The sequence below is a fragment of the Bradyrhizobium sp. 87 genome (assembly GCF_023073015.1).
Taxonomy (GTDB): domain Bacteria; phylum Pseudomonadota; class Alphaproteobacteria; order Rhizobiales; family Xanthobacteraceae; genus Bradyrhizobium; species Bradyrhizobium canariense_D.
Map to the genome: position 1 here is coordinate 202,847 of NZ_JADPIQ010000048.1, position 14,837 is coordinate 217,683.

Annotated in this window: 14 protein-coding genes; 13 read left to right on the forward strand and 1 reads right to left on the reverse strand. The window is 64.0% G+C overall.

The annotated features are described in order from the left end of the window. The first annotated feature begins 72 nt into the window (after positions 1-72). On the forward strand, positions 73-936 hold the full coding sequence (gene tesB, locus IVB50_RS10560; protein WP_018459668.1) for an acyl-CoA thioesterase II: 864 nt from the start codon (positions 73-75) through the stop codon (positions 934-936). Between the two features lie 40 nt (positions 937-976). On the opposite strand, the gene IVB50_RS10565 is transcribed toward tesB, so the two are convergent. Beyond that, positions 977-1,867 (reverse strand): DUF4339 domain-containing protein, encoded by an 891-nt coding sequence (locus IVB50_RS10565; RefSeq protein ID WP_018459667.1) that lies wholly within the window; start codon positions 1,865-1,867, stop codon positions 977-979. A gap of 238 nt (positions 1,868-2,105) precedes the next feature. On the opposite strand from IVB50_RS10565, the gene IVB50_RS10570 reads away from it, so the two are divergent. The 12 genes from IVB50_RS10570 (at position 2,106) to IVB50_RS10625 (ending at position 14,748) form a co-directional block, all read left to right on the forward strand. Continuing rightward, positions 2,106-2,444, forward strand: coding sequence for a P-II family nitrogen regulator (locus tag IVB50_RS10570; RefSeq protein WP_007598647.1), 339 nt, complete (start codon positions 2,106-2,108; stop codon positions 2,442-2,444). Positions 2,445-2,569: 125 nt separating this feature from the next. Next, positions 2,570-3,871 (forward strand): ammonium transporter, encoded by a 1,302-nt coding sequence (locus tag IVB50_RS10575; RefSeq protein ID WP_018459666.1) that lies wholly within the window; start codon positions 2,570-2,572, stop codon positions 3,869-3,871. 41 nt (positions 3,872-3,912) lie between these two features. Further along, positions 3,913-4,227: a metalloregulator ArsR/SmtB family transcription factor gene (locus IVB50_RS10580; RefSeq protein WP_018459665.1), complete on the forward strand. Its 315-nt coding sequence runs from the start codon at positions 3,913-3,915 to the stop codon at positions 4,225-4,227. Next, on the forward strand, positions 4,224-4,598 hold the full coding sequence (locus IVB50_RS10585; RefSeq protein ID WP_018459664.1) for an SRPBCC domain-containing protein: 375 nt from the start codon (positions 4,224-4,226) through the stop codon (positions 4,596-4,598). The genes IVB50_RS10580 and IVB50_RS10585 overlap by 4 nt, the downstream gene beginning before the upstream one ends. 42 nt (positions 4,599-4,640) lie before the next feature. Further along, positions 4,641-5,243: an ATP-dependent Clp protease proteolytic subunit gene (locus IVB50_RS10590; protein WP_018459663.1), complete on the forward strand. Its 603-nt coding sequence runs from the start codon at positions 4,641-4,643 to the stop codon at positions 5,241-5,243. A 435-nt stretch (positions 5,244-5,678) separates the two neighbouring features. Beyond that, positions 5,679-6,017, forward strand: a complete 339-nt coding sequence (locus tag IVB50_RS10595) for a P-II family nitrogen regulator (RefSeq protein WP_007598642.1) — start codon at positions 5,679-5,681, stop codon at positions 6,015-6,017. Positions 6,018-6,055: 38 nt separating this feature from the next. Further along, on the forward strand, positions 6,056-7,504 hold the full coding sequence (locus IVB50_RS10600) for an ammonium transporter (RefSeq protein ID WP_018459661.1): 1,449 nt from the start codon (positions 6,056-6,058) through the stop codon (positions 7,502-7,504). A gap of 205 nt (positions 7,505-7,709) precedes the next feature. Continuing rightward, on the forward strand, positions 7,710-9,308 hold the full coding sequence (locus IVB50_RS10605; RefSeq protein ID WP_247295817.1) for a caspase family protein: 1,599 nt from the start codon (positions 7,710-7,712) through the stop codon (positions 9,306-9,308). 119 nt (positions 9,309-9,427) lie between these two features. Continuing rightward, positions 9,428-9,832, forward strand: coding sequence for a GFA family protein (locus IVB50_RS10610; RefSeq protein WP_018459659.1), 405 nt, complete (start codon positions 9,428-9,430; stop codon positions 9,830-9,832). A gap of 310 nt (positions 9,833-10,142) precedes the next feature. Then, a complete protein-coding gene (locus tag IVB50_RS10615; RefSeq protein ID WP_026233857.1) occupies positions 10,143-11,357 on the forward strand; it encodes an aminotransferase class I/II-fold pyridoxal phosphate-dependent enzyme in 1,215 nt (404 codons plus the stop codon). 9 nt (positions 11,358-11,366) lie between these two features. Beyond that, on the forward strand, positions 11,367-13,841 hold the full coding sequence (locus tag IVB50_RS10620) for a DNA translocase FtsK (protein ID WP_026233856.1): 2,475 nt from the start codon (positions 11,367-11,369) through the stop codon (positions 13,839-13,841). A 151-nt stretch (positions 13,842-13,992) separates the two neighbouring features. After that, a complete protein-coding gene (locus IVB50_RS10625; RefSeq protein WP_018459655.1) occupies positions 13,993-14,748 on the forward strand; it encodes an outer membrane lipoprotein carrier protein LolA in 756 nt (251 codons plus the stop codon). Positions 14,749-14,837: the final 89 nt, after the last annotated feature.

Consider the following 14,837-nt stretch of genomic DNA (forward strand, 5'->3'; position numbering starts at 1 on the left):
AAGGGCGGATAGCCCCCATTGTGTCGATCCGGAGCAGCGAACCCCGGGGCGGCAAGGCGAAAGCTGAAATCCATGTCCAAGAGCCTGATCGACCTCATCTCGATCCTCGACCTCGAACAACTCGAGGTGAATCTGTTCCGCGGCAACAGTCCGAAGACCAGCTGGCAGCGGGTGTTCGGCGGCCAGGTGATCGGACAGGCGATGGTTGCAGCGTGCCGCACCGTCGAGGGCAGGCTGCCGCATTCGCTGCATTGCTATTTCATCCTGCCGGGCGATCCGCAGATCCCGATCATCTATCAGGTCGAGCGCCTGCGCGACGGCAAGAGCTACTCGACGCGACGCGTCACCGCGATCCAGCATGGCAACGCGATCTTCTCGATCATGGTGTCGTTCCACGCGGAGGAAGAGAGCGCGTTCGATCATCAGGACAAGATGCCCGACGTGCCGCCGCCGGAAAAGCTGACGGCGGAGGAAGTCGCGAAGCAGCCGATGTTCAAGGAGATGCCGGAGTTCATCCGCCGCTATTATGAATCCGACCGTCCGATCGAGCTGCGCCCGGTCGAGCTCGGCCGTTATTTCGGTGAGAGGATCGAGGACGGCCGCATCCATGTCTGGATCAAGACCGCGGCAACGCTGCCGGACGATCCGGCGCTGCACATGTGCGCGCTGGCCTATGCGTCGGACTTCTCGCTGCTCGATGCGATTATGGCGCGCTACGGCCGCACCCTGTTCGACAAGCGCATGATGCCCGCGAGCCTCGACCACGCGATGTGGTTTCACCGCCCGTTCCGCGCCGACGAATGGCTGCTCTACGCACAGGATTCGCCGAGCGCGCGAAGCGGCCGCGGCTTGACCCGCGGCTCGATCTTCAAGCCTGACGGCACGCTGGTGGCCTCCGTCGCGCAGGAAGGCTCGGTGCGCGAACGGAGAGCCTAAGAGGCACAAGCACGATCGATCGCGCTTGTGCCTTTCGAGGTCAGGCCCGGAGCGATCCCCGCGGAGCCAGAACCGTCTCCGACGCGAACCAGTTCATGATCCAGCGATAGACCCACGGGATCGGAATGATGAAGCCGCACAGGAATGCGGCCACGATGCCCCGCCAGAGAATCCCGAGACCGCTGCCGTTGAACACGATCTCGCGCCGCGTGCCTTCGATGCTGCGGCAGAACCAGCGCATCTGAGCCGCGGCGACCCAGGCCCAGCCGATGATGGTGATGATGGAAATCGCGAACAGCAGGCTCCAGCCGACATAGGCCCAAACCGTGCCGGTGAAGCTCAGGCCGAGCGGCTGCCCATTGGAGGCGAGATTCGCGACCATCCATTTGATCAGGAGCCAGTACAGAACGAGCTGGGCGATGAACAGCAAATTGCTCAGCAAGGGAACGCCGATGTAGCCGATCACGACCGCCAGAACGATGAAGCCGAAATACCAGGGCACCAGCGCCATCGCATTGCCGGTGAAGCTGAGATTGGGCCGCCCGGGGACCTTCACGCAGGACACGATCCATTTCGTGTACCAGACGAACACCCACGGCACCGGGATGATGAAGCACATGCCGATCAGCATCACGATGCTGCGCCAGGTGAACTCGAGGATGCCGAAATCGACCGCCAGCGATCCTCCGGCGCCACCGCCGCCGTAGCCCCCGGAGCCCATCATCGGCGGGCCGCCAGCCGGCATCATCGGGGGCGCACCGCCCCCGCCGATCAGGCCGGGGATTTCGGCCGCCTTCTGCCAGCCGGCCATGCCGTCCGACCACACCAGCGTATCCGGACGCACGACTCCCTGGGCGACGAGGTCACGGAATTGCCCTTCCGGATAGGGCCCCTGCTGCTTGCCCTCGGATGCGTAGAACCAACTCGCCATGAAGCGTCCCCCTCGAACATAGTTTTGTACCGGCCGCGACGCTTGGGTTCATCGCATCCATGCCAAAAACGCATTGTGGAGGATGAACGGCTGCCCTGTACAGAGGCGGCCGTTCACATGGCCCAACGATTTTCCGCTTCAATCTGCAAGTTTTTTATGCCATTTGCCCGGAAAGATGCCAGATTGACGCTGCGCCGGGGACATACGGCGCGGCGCATCCCGGGGAATAGGCCTGACCATGAAACTCGTCGTCGCGATCATCAAACCCTTCAAGCTCGATGAGGTCCGTCAGGCCCTGACGGCGATCGGCGTCCACGGCATGACCGTGACCGAAGTGAAGGGCTATGGCCGCCAAAAGGGCCACACCGAGATCTATCGCGGCGCCGAATATGTCGTGAATTTCCTGCCGAAGCTGCGGATCGAGATCGCGGTTGCCTCCGATATCGCCGAGAAGGCCGTCGCGGTCATCACCGCGACCGCGCGCACCGGCCAGATCGGCGACGGCAAGATCTTCGTCACGCCGATCGATCACGCGACCCGCATTCGCACCGGCGAGACCGACAGCGACGCGCTCTAGATTTTTGCTTTGACGCGTTTTCTTTTCGCGAACCGGTAACCGCTTCGCTCGACAACGCTCTTCTTCGATCGCACCGGGCAACGGCGCCACGGCGTGCGACACAATCAATAGCTGGGGGAAACGACATGGCGGGATTGTTGCGCCGCGCGGCTGCTATCGCCGCGCCGATCGGGCTTGGGTCGATCATGGCTTCGCCGGCGCGTGCCGCGGGCTCCGAGATCAACACTGCCGACACCGCCTGGATGATCGTCGCCACCGCGCTGGTGCTGATGATGACGATCCCGGGGCTCGCGCTGTTCTATTCCGGCATGGTGCGCAAGAAGAACGTCCTCGCCACCATGGCGCAGAGCCTCGCCGCAGTGACGATCATCTCCATTCTCTGGGTCGCGTTCGGCTATTCGTTGTGCTTCGTCGGCGACGGCCCGTGGATCGGCACGCTCGACCGCTGGTTTCTCTCCGGTATGACCATGGACAGCGTCAACCCGGCGGCGAAGACGATCCCGGAAGCGCTGTTCATGCTGTACCAGATGACGTTTGCGATCATCACGGTGGCGCTGGTCGCGGGCGCGGTGGCCGACCGGATGCGGTTCTCCGCTTATCTCCTCTTTTCCGTGGCCTGGTTCATCTTCGTCTACATTCCACTCGCGCATTGGGTGTGGGGCGGCGGCTTCCTCGCCGGAATGGGCGTGCTGGATTTCGCCGGCGGCCTCGTGGTGCATCTGTCGGCCGGCACCGCCGGCCTCGTCGCGGCGAAGGTGATGGGACGCCGTCATGGCTACGGCACGGAAAATCTCTCGCCATTCGATCTGTCGCTCGCGGTGATGGGCACCGGCCTGTTGTGGGTCGGCTGGTTCGGCTTCAACGGCGGCTCGGCGGGCGCAGCCAATTCTCGCGCGGTGATGGCGATCATCGCGACCCATCTCGCAGCCTGCTCCGGCGCGCTGACCTGGGGCGCGATCGAATGGTCGACGCGGCGCAAGCCGTCCGTGCTCGGCATGATCTCCGGCGCGGTGGCCGGCCTCGGCACCATCACGCCGGCCTCGGGATTCGTGGCGCCCTGGCACGGCATCGTCATCGGCGTGATCGCAGGCCTCGTCTGCTACTGGGCCTGCACCTGGCTGAAGCACCGCTTCGACTATGACGATTCGCTCGACGTGTTCGGCGTCCACGGCATCGGCGGGATGACCGGGACCCTGCTGGCCGGCGTGTTCGCAACGAGCGCGATCGGCGGCACCGCCGGCCTGCTCGAAGGCCATCCGCAGCAGCTTCTTATCCAGCTCTACGGGGTCGCCGTCACCTTCGTCTGGTCGGCAGGCATGAGCTTCGTCCTGCTCAAGCTGGTCGGTCTGTTCGTGCCGTTGCGGGTCTCCCGCGAGCACGAACTCGAGGGGCTGGATATTTCGCAGCACGGCGAGGCGCTGCAGTAATTGGGCTTGCGCAACACATAAGCGTATGCTTATGTGTCGCCATGATCGAAGCCGACATCTTCAAAGCGCTGGCCGACCCGACCCGCCGCAAGGTCTTTGAGAAGCTTGCCGGCGGAAGCCTGAATGCCAGCGCCTTGCGCGACGGATTGGAGATCAGCCAACCGGCGATGTCGCAGCATCTCGCGGTGCTGCGCGGCGCGGGCCTGGTGCGCGAACAGCGGCAGGGCCGCTTTGTGAATTACGAAGTCGATCCCGAAGGAATCTCCGCGATCGGGGCCTGGCTTGCGCGCTACCGCGCCTATTGGCCGAAACGCATGGATGCCCTCGCCGATCTCTTGAAGGAGATGGATCAATGAGCGACGCCGTGAAGCCTGATCCCTCCGACGCAGACTTGGCGCTCAAAACAGACCTGGTGCTCGAATATGAATTCGATGCGCCGCCGGCCAAGGTCTGGCGCGCGGTGACCATTCCGGCTTTGCGCGAGCGCTGGTTGCCGGATTGCGATCTTGCGGGCGCCGAGCCGGAATCAGCGATCCCGGGCCAGGAGGTGCGCTACCGGCTGCGCGATTCCGAACCGCCGTTTCGCGAAAGCCATGTCATCTTCCGGATCGAGCCGAACGAGGATGGCGGCACCCGCTTTCGCATCATCCAGCAAGCCTGCGAGATCCGTATGAAGCTGCCGCAGCCGGCCAACAGCAATGGCTGCCTGATGCGCGCGGCCGCCTGACACCAACACCACTTCATCACCCGCAGAAAATGGAGGTCGCCGATGCGCGACATGCTTCAGCTCGTCCCTATGGTCGTCGAACAATCCGCCCGCGGCGAGCGATCCTTCGACATCTATTCGCGCCTGTTGCGCGAGCGCATCATCTTCCTCAATGGCGAGGTCAATGATGCGATGTCCGGACTGGTCTGCGCGCAGCTCCTGTTTCTGGAGGCGGAGAATCCGAACAAGCCGATCAATCTCTACATCAATTCCTATGGCGGCGTGGTCACCAGCGGCCTTGCGATGTACGACACCATGCAATTCATCAAGGCGCCGGTGCATACGCTGTGCATGGGCACCGCGCGCTCGATGGGCTCGTTTCTGCTGATGGCCGGCGAGCCCGGTCACCGCGCCGCCCTGCCCAATGCGAGCCTTCACGTGCATCAGCCGCTCGGCGGCTTTCAGGGCCAGGCGTCCGACATCCTGATCCACGCCACCGAAATGCAGGAAACCAAGCGGCGCATCATCCGGCTCTATGCCCAGCATTGCGGGCGCCCCGAACCGGACGTGGAACGGACCTTGGACCGCGACCATTTCATGACCGCGCAGCAGGCGGTCGACTGGGGCCTGATCGACCGGGTCTTCGCGGAACGCAGCGCCGCCTGACGGTCCCTGCCGGGGACCCGTCCGGCAAGCCTCGCCCGCTCAAGCAGGTTGGCCGGTTGCGCGCATTCCGTGAGCACAAGTGCGACGGGCCCGATATTTCGCGGCACGACAAGCCCTGCAATAGGCGCGCGCCTTACGGAAATACCTTTCTGCTGCCCTACGTGTGAGCACCAATGTGTCGACAGCCTGTCGTGCCTGTATTTTAATCAGGCATGGTCAGGTATTGAGCGCGGCGTAATGGCGCACTGCACGGCACTACGCGTCAAACGCGAAAACACCCGTTTTCATAGTCCGTTAGGCAACACGCCCGATCTGGCACGGCATTTGATTCTAAGGGTCCTGGCTGTGCCCGCGTAGTGAACTTTCTCCCTCGTGGCGAACCAGTCGAGAAGCGCCCGGCCACGTCCGGACCGGGCCCAAGCGGGGATAGGACCCATGAAAATTGTTATGGCGATTATTAAGCCATTCAAGCTGGAAGAAGTCCGTGACGCCCTGACCGCCATCGGCGTTCACGGTCTCACGGTGACGGAAGTCAAGGGATATGGCCGCCAGAAGGGCCATACGGAAATCTATCGCGGCGCCGAATATGCCGTGAGCTTCCTGCCCAAGATCAAGATCGAGGTCGCTGTCGCCTCCGACCAGGTCGACAAGACCATCGACGCCATCACGACCGCCGCGAAAACCGGACAGATCGGCGACGGCAAGATCTTCGTCATCAATCTCGACCATGCGGTTCGCATCCGCACCGGCGAGGCCGATGCTGCGGCCCTTTGATTTCGCGCTCAATCAAAATTCAATCAGGAGTAAATGAAATGACGTTTAAGCGTCCCTATGGCGCGGGATTGGCGGCTCTCGCAGTCGGCCTGTTCGCTGCGACCGCAGCCTACGCCGAGCCAACGGTCAACAAGGGAGACAACGCCTGGATGCTGACATCGACAGTGCTCGTGCTGTTGATGACGATCCCCGGCCTCGCGCTGTTCTACGGCGGCCTCGTCCGTTCCAAGAACATGCTCTCCGTCCTGATGCAGGTGTTCTACACCGTCTGCGTCGTCACCGTGATCTGGGCCGTGTACGGCTACAGCCTCACCTTCACCGGCGGTTCCGACTTCATCGGCGGCTTCTCCAAGGCCTTCATGATGGGCGTCACCACCGACTCGAAGGCCGCGACCTTCTCGGTCGACGCCAACATCTCGGAGCTCATCTATATGTGCTTCCAGATGACCTTCGCGGCGATCACGCCCGCCCTCATCGTCGGCGCCTTCGCCGAACGCATGAAGTTCGCGGCGCTCGCGCTCTTCGTCCCGCTCTGGGTCACGCTGATCTACTTCCCGATCGCGCACATGGTCTGGTACTGGCCCGGCCCGGACATGATCCAGGACGCAGCCAAGGCTCTGGCTGCTGCGGCTGATGGCGCGGCGAAGACCGCAGCGCAGGCCAAGCTCGATGAGATCAACGCCGACGCAGGCTGGATCTTCAAGAAGGGCGCGATCGACTTTGCGGGCGGCACCGTGGTGCACATCAACGCCGGCATCGCAGGCCTCGTCGGCGCCCTGCTGATCGGCAAGCGCGTCGGCTACGGCAAGGAGCTGATGGCTCCGCACTCGCTGACGATGTCGATGATCGGCGCCTCGCTGCTCTGGGTCGGCTGGTTCGGCTTCAACGCCGGCTCCAACCTCGAAGCCAACGGCGGCGCAGCCCTCGCCATGACCAACTCCTTCGTCGCCACCGCAGCCGCCGCGCTGTCGTGGATGTTCGCGGAGTGGATCATCAAGGGTCACCCGTCGGTGCTCGGCGTCATCTCCGGCGCTGTCGCGGGCCTCGTGGCCGTCACGCCTGCCGCCGGCTTCTCCGGCGTGATGGGTGCGATCGTCCTCGGCCTCGTGGTCGGCGTGGTCTGCCTGTTCTTCTGCACCGTCGTGAAGAACGCGCTCGGCTACGACGACTCCCTCGATGTGTTCGGCGTGCACTGCGTCGGCGGCATCATCGGCGCCCTCGGCACCGGCATCCTCGTCAATCCGGCGCTGGGTGGTGCGGGCATCATCGACTACACCGCGATCCCGCCGAAGGTTGCCGATTACGACTTCGCGGCGCAGATGATCTCCCAGGTCTGGGGCGTCGGCACCACGCTGGTGTGGTCGGGCATCGGTTCGGCGATTCTCTACAAGGTCGTCGATGTGATCGTTGGCCTCCGCGCCAATGTCGAGAGCGAGCGTGAAGGCCTCGACATCACCGAGCACACAGAGCGCGCCTACAACATGTAAGTCTCCTCCCGGGCGCGGCCTCCTCGGAGGTCGCGCTCACAACTACGGTTTGGGGCACATACCCGGCAATGTCCCGACCGTTGAGGGGCTCCAGCGCAAGTTGGAGCCCCTTTCTTTTTGGTCCCGTGCCGCTGGGCCGTCATAAGTTAAATTGCATTGCTGCGAGCTTGCTGAATATCATGCTCCCCGTTTGGAGCAGGATTTCATGCGTCTGCCCTATTGCCTAGTCTGGTGTTTCCTGTTGCTCGCTTTGTCGAGCCTCGATGCCCGCGCGGACAAGCGCATCGCGCTGGTGATTGGCAACGGCGCTTACCGAAACGTTCCCCCGCTCGCCAATCCGACCAACGATGCGGCCGATGTCGGCGCGGCCCTCAAGCGATCGGGGTTCGATCCTGTTGTCACGACCGACCTCGACCAGTCCGCCATGCAGGACACCATTCTTCGCTTCGCGCGTGAGGCCCGCGGCGCCGATGTCGCCCTGTTCTATTACAGTGGGCACGCGCTCCAGTTCGCCGGCGTCAACTATCTGGTGCCTGTCGATGCCGTCGTTCGCGACGAGGTCGATCTGCGCCGTCTGGTGCGCGCCGACGAGATCCTGGCGGATCTGCAGCAGGCCAAGAACCTGCGCATCCTCGTGCTCGACGCCTGCCGCGACAATCCATTTGCCGACGAGTTGCGGCGAAACGTCGGACAGGGCCGTGGCGTCACCGTCTCACGCGGCCTTGCCAAGATGGAAAGTCCCGAGGGCACCATCATTTCCTACGCGACACAGGCCGGCCGGACCGCCGACGACGGCAGCGGCCGCAACAGCCCCTACACCAGCGCGTTCCTGGAGCACATCGGCGACAAGGGCAACGTCAACACGGTATTTCAGACGATCAGCGCCGGCGTCTACCAGCGCTCCAAAGGCTCGCAAGTACCGGAGCTGTCGCTGTCGTTCTTCGGCGAGTTCTACCTGAACGGCAAGCCCGAGACGGCGGCGTTGTCGCCTGCGACGCCTCAGGTCGATCCCTGCGCGGAGGCCGGAGACCATTGGCGTAGCGCGGAAGCGCTGGGAACGCTCGCGGCATTCAAGGATCACCTCGCACGCTTCCCGGCCTGCGCGTTCGCAGATCTGGCGAAATCGCGCGTCGAGACCTTGGCGAAACCATCAGACACCGCCAAGCGCGTAACCGCATTCGATGGAACCTGGATCGCGAAGGAGACTTGCGAGAACAAGCCCCCATTTCCCGAGGCCTATTTCCAGTATGCCCTGCGCGTCAAGGATGGCGTGCTGCACACTCTCTCCGGGGAAGAGGGCAAGCCCGGTGCCACAATCTATGACGGGAAGATCGAAGCGGATGGCAGCGCGACTGTCACCGTCAACGGGCTGATTGGCGAGAAGGATCCGCTGCGCCGCACAGCCGGCGCGCCCTATCAGTACAAGCTCGCACTCGAGCTGAAAGGAACCACCGGCGCCGGCGTCCGCACCGATACCAGCCGACCGTGTCGGATGGAACTCTCCAAGCTGACGACACAGAGCCCCGCTGCAAGTCCGGGCCAACCTGATTCGAAGCGGGCGCCCAAGCGCGAGGACAAGACGGCCGTGCTGCCGCCAGATCAGGCCGGAGCAGGGCAACCGCGGCAGACCGGAAGCGGCATGAGCTGTTCGTTCATGCGAAGCAGGTGCGCCACGGCATGCGTCGGTATGGGTGGCCGCGCGGATTGCGCTTCAACCGCTTGTCCACGGCTGGAAGCCGAGTGCATGAGCAGCGGGTGCTGGCGCGGCCGGGGATTCAACGGCTGCGGACTTGCCAAGAGATAGATGCACGAACCGGCTGCAGGAGGTCTGTCTTGGTCCGTCCAGGCGAAAGAAAAAGATTGCCATTCCACACCGCCCGCGCAGAAATATCGACCACAAGAAACAACAATCGGGAGGTCGTCATGCGTTTGGAAGGCGGATGCTATTGCGGCGAAGTGCGCTATGTCGCCGAGGGCGACCCGATGATGCAGGCGCAGTGTCATTGCCGCGAGTGCCAGTACATCTCGGGCGGCGCGCCCAACACCTTCATCGCGATGCCGGCGGCTGGCTTCAGCTACATCACCGGGCAACCCAAGCAATTCGCGCGCAAGGACCTCGAACGCGCCGTCACGCGCGAATTCTGCGCTCAATGCGGGACCCATCTGGTGACCAAGGTTCCCGGCCTGCCGGCGGCGATCCTGAAGGTCGGCACGCTGGACGAACCTGCGCAGTTCCATCCGCAGATGGCGATCTACACCTGCGACAAGCAGGACTTCCACGCGATCCCCGCGGGCATGGCGACATTCGAGAAGCTGCCGGGGCATTAGGGCGCCTATCCGCCAAAGCCGTCATAAGCCGTCATGCCCGGGCTTGTCCCGGCATCCACGTTCTTGGACGCCGTCGGAAAGGCCGTGGGTGGCCGGGACAGGCCCGGCCATGACATCGCCAAGACGTCCACCCCCTCGCAATGGCATGACCAGCTCCGAGAGCCGCCCGTGGCCTCATTATTCCTGCTCTGGACCGAGGCGGCGACCGATGGTTAATCGCGTCTTAACCTCGCCCTATCTATGGTGAACTGAACCGCTTCCCGTCGGCGCCGTGCTGCGACCGGCTGTTCCAAGAGTGCTGGCGTCCAGAATGGCTATGACCGCTTCATCCCGTGCGCCGCAGGACAGTGGAAGCTCCGATAGCGAACGCTCTCCCTTCGTCCGGCTGAACGAGCTGCTGGCACCGCATCAGCCCGGCAAGCCTTTGATTTCGCTTGCCGTCGGCGAGCCGCAGCATCCGGTGCCTGATTTCGTCGGCCCGGTACTGGCCAAGCACATCGCCGATTTCGGCCGTTACCCCGCGAACAAGGGCACCGACCCGTTCCGCTTGGCCGCGGGCGCCTGGCTGTCGTCGCGTTTCAAGCTGCCGCGACCGCTCAATCCCGAGAGCGAGATTCTCGTCCTCAATGGCAGCCGAGAGGGGCTGTTCCTCGCCGCCATCGCGGCTGCGCGCTATGTCGGCCCGCGTCCCGGCAAGCCCGCGATCCTGATGCCGAACCCGTTCTATCCGGTCTATGGCGCCGGCGCCCGCGCCGCTGCTTGCGAGCCGGTCTACCTGCCGACCACCGCCGAGAACGGCTTCCTGCCCGATCTCGACGCCATCGACGAGGCGACGCTGGCGCGCACGGTGGCGTTCTATCTGGCCTCGCCCGCCAACCCGCAGGGATCGGTGGCCTCGCGCGATTATTTCATTCGCCTGAAGCAGCTCGCCGACCGCTACGGCTTCGTGATCCTCAGCGACGAGTGCTATTCGGAGATCTACACCCGCGAAGCGCCCGGCAGCGCGCTCGAATGCGCTGGCCCTGATTTCACCCGCGTGGTCGCGTTCCAGTCGCTGTCCAAGCGCTCGAACCTGCCGGGCCTGCGCGTCGGCTTCGCCGCCGGCGACAAAAAACTCATCGGCATGTTCCTCGAATTGCGCAACATCGCGGCGCCGCAGGTGCCGGTCCCGTTGCAGCATGTCGCGACCGTTGCTTACGGCGACGAGGCGCATGTCGAGGAGAACCGCAGGCTCTACCGCATCAAGTTCGATCTCGCCGACCAGATCATCGGCAATCGTTACGGCTATCGCCGGCCCGATGCCGGCTTCTGCGTCTGGCTCAACACGTCCGAAATCGGCGACGATGTGTCTGTGTGCCTGAAACTCTTCAAGGAAGCAGGCGTGCGCGTGGTGCCCGGCAGCTATCTGGCGCGGCTCCAGCCCGACGGCTTCAATCCCGGCGCAGGCTACATTCGCCTTGCGCTTGTGCAGGATGGCGAGACCACGGCGCAGGCGCTGCACCGCCTGGTCGAGACTCTGGGTTAGGCGGGGCCCATGAGCATGTCGACAATCGAACGTGTCATTCCCTTGGTCAGCCATCTGCCGCCCTCGATCCGCGAGGGGCTGGCGCGGCGCGTGCGCGAGCTCAGCGGTCTCGGCCTGATCGCATTGTCGGGCGCCGCCTCGGCGGCGCTGATGACCTGGTCAGTGCAGGATCCCAGCCTCAGCCACGCAACGTCGCGGCCGATCCGCAATATTCTCGGCTATGCCGGCGCGATCGGCGCCGACCTTGCGATGCAGATCCTCGGGCTCGGCGCGATCATGCTGGTCCTGACCGTCGCGGTCTGGGGCTGGCGCATGCTGACCCATCGCCCGTTCGACCGCGAGGCGCTGCGGCTCGGCTGCTGGATTCTCTGCACGGTGATCGCGGCGGGCTTCGTCAGCTGCTGGCCACATGGCGGCGCCTGGCCGCTGCCGACAGGCCTCGGCGGCGTGGTCGGCGATGCCCTGGTTCGCGCGCCCGCGGTGATCTTCGGACCGCCGGGCATGATCTATCGCATCGTGCTCGGCACGATCCTGTTCGCCGCGATGGCGGCGACCTTCCTGATCGCCTGCGGCCTCGGCGCACGCGAGCATGACGACGAACTCGCTGAGATCGAGGACGATGACAAGCCGCTCGACCTGGACGAGGAGAGCGATCGCGGTTCGGTATCGCTGGGCTGGCTGTTCCACGCCTTGATGAGCACGAAGGCACGACTGATCTGGTTGCTTGGCGCGGCCTACCGCTCGCTGGTCTCGAGCGGACCGAAGACCAAGGCCGTTGCCTTCAGCCGTCAGGAGCCGAAGCTCGGTGGCGGCCGCGCCGCGCCGCCGATCTCGCCGCAGTCCGAAGACGAGCACGACGAGGACGAGCACGAAGAAGACCACGAGGAGGAAGAGGAGGAGGAGCCCGCCGCGCGCGCGCCGCGCAAGAAGGCTGCTCCAAAGGCTGCTTCCAAGAAATCTTCCGACAAGTTCGAGCTTCCGTCCGTGTCGGTGCTGGCCGCGCCCAAGGCCGGCGATCGCCAGCCGCTCAGCAAGGCCGAGCTGGAAACCAATTCGCGCGCGCTCGAAGGCGTGCTGCAGGATTTCGGCGTTCGCGGCGAGATCGTGAAGGCCCATCCGGGTCCCGTGGTCACGCTGTACGAGCTGGAGCCGGCGCCGGGGATCAAATCGTCGCGCGTGATCGGACTTTCCGACGACATCGCCCGTTCGATGAGCGCGCTCTCGGCGCGCGTCGCCGTCGTGCCGGGCCGCAACGCCATCGGCATCGAGCTGCCGAACGCGCATCGCGAAAAGGTCTATCTGCGCGAGCTGCTGGTCGCCAAGGAGACTGTCGATTCGGTTGCGAAACTGCCGCTCTGCCTCGGCAAGACCATCGGCGGTGATCCCGTCATCATCGACCTCGCACGCACGCCGCACATGCTGATCGCCGGTACCACCGGCTCCGGCAAGTCGGTCGCCATCAACACCATGATCCTCAGCTTGGTCTATCGGCTGCGCCCGGACCAGTGCCGCCTGATCATGGTCGATCCGAAGATGCTCGAACTCTCCGTCTATGACGGCATTCCCCATCTGCTCACGCCCGTCGTGACCGACCCGAAGAAGGCGGTGGTCGCGCTGAAATGGGCCGTGCGCGAGATGGAAGAGCGCTACAAGAACATGGCCAAGCTCGGTGTGCGCAACATCGACGGTTACAACACGCGCTTGCTCGAATTGAAGGCCAAGGGCGAAGAGCCGACGCGCACGGTGCACACCGGCTTCGACAAGGAAACCGGCAAGGCGATCTACGAGGAAGAGAAGCTCTCGCTCGACCCGCTGCCCTACATCGTCATCATCGTCGACGAAATGGCCGACCTGATGATGGTTGCCGGCAAGGACATCGAAGGCGCGGTGCAGCGCCTCGCGCAGATGGCGCGCGCCGCCGGCCTGCACGTGATCCTCGCAACGCAGCGTCCATCGGTCGACGTCATCACCGGTACCATCAAGGCGAACTTCCCAACCCGCATCGCCTTCCAGGTGACGTCCAAGATCGACAGCCGCACGATTCTCGGCGAGATGGGTGCCGAGCAGCTGCTCGGCCAGGGCGACATGCTCTACATGGCCGGGGGCGGTCGCATCAGCCGCGTGCACGGACCTTTCGCGTCGGACGAGGAAGTCGAGAAGGTGGTGCGCCACCTCAAGACGCAGGGACAGCCGGAATATCTCGAAGCCGTCACGGCCGAAGAACCCAGCGAAGACGAGGACGGCGCGGTGTTCGACGCGTCCGCCATGGGCGCGGATGGCGGCGGCGATTTGTTCTCGCAGGCTGTTGCGATCGTCAAACGCGACCGTAAGGCCTCTACCAGCTATATCCAGCGCCGCCTGCAGATCGGCTATAACCGCGCCGCATCGCTGATGGAGCGCATGGAACTGGAGGGCATCGTCGGACCCGCCAACCACGCCGGCAAGCGCGAGATCCTGGTCGAGGAAGAAGACAGCCATATGTGAGGCGAGCCGCCTCAAACCATCATTCACGCAAAAACGTTATCTGCTTTTGGCCGAAATCACGCTAAAAGGGCGCCCAGCCACACAGGACGACGCGTTGATCAGACATCCGGACATTCGATTCGCTGCCATTGTCGCCGCGCGGAGCGCGCGCATGGCCGGCGTAATTCTCGTCACCGCCGCGATGGTGATCACGGCGTCGTTCGCGCAGACCGTTCCCGTGCCGAAGCCTGCACCGAAGGGCCGCGACGGCGGTCCGGCCGTTGGAGGGCCCGCGGTCACCGGCGCGACCCAGACGCCGCCCAATCCGGTGATTCCGGATCCACGCCGCAACGTGCCGAGCAGCATCTTCCAGACCTTCGATGCGAACCAGAAGGCCCAGGCCGCCAAGGTCAGCGCCTATTTGTCGTCATTGTCGACGCTGGTCGGGAATTTCGTCCAGGTCGGCCCCGACGGCAGCAAGACGCAAGGCGACTTCTACATCCAGAAGCCGGGCAAGGTGCGCTTCGAATATGACGCGCCGAGCCCGATCGACATCGTCGCCGACGGATCGTCGCTGGTGGTGCGCGACCGCAAGCTCGCGACGCAGGACGTCTATCCGCTGTCACAGACACCGCTGCGTTTCCTGCTGTCCGACCGCATCGACCTGATGAAGGACACCAACGTCGTCAACGTCTCGGCCGACGACGTCTTCGTCAGCGTCACCATCGAGGAGAAGCAGGCGCTGGTCGGCACCAGTCGCCTCTTGCTGATGTTCGGCGCCAAGGACGGCCAGTTGAAGCAGTGGACCGTCACCGACCCGCAGGGCTACGACACCACGATCGCGGTCTATAATCTGGATACGAGCAAGAAGCTCGATCCCGGCATGTTCAAGATCGATTTTACCAATTACGGCCCGTCGCCGGGCTGAGACTTACTCGCTGCTGCGATGATCGACATGCCCGGGCTTGTCCCGGGCATCCACGTTCTGGACCTACAATCTGGACCTACAAAAAGGCG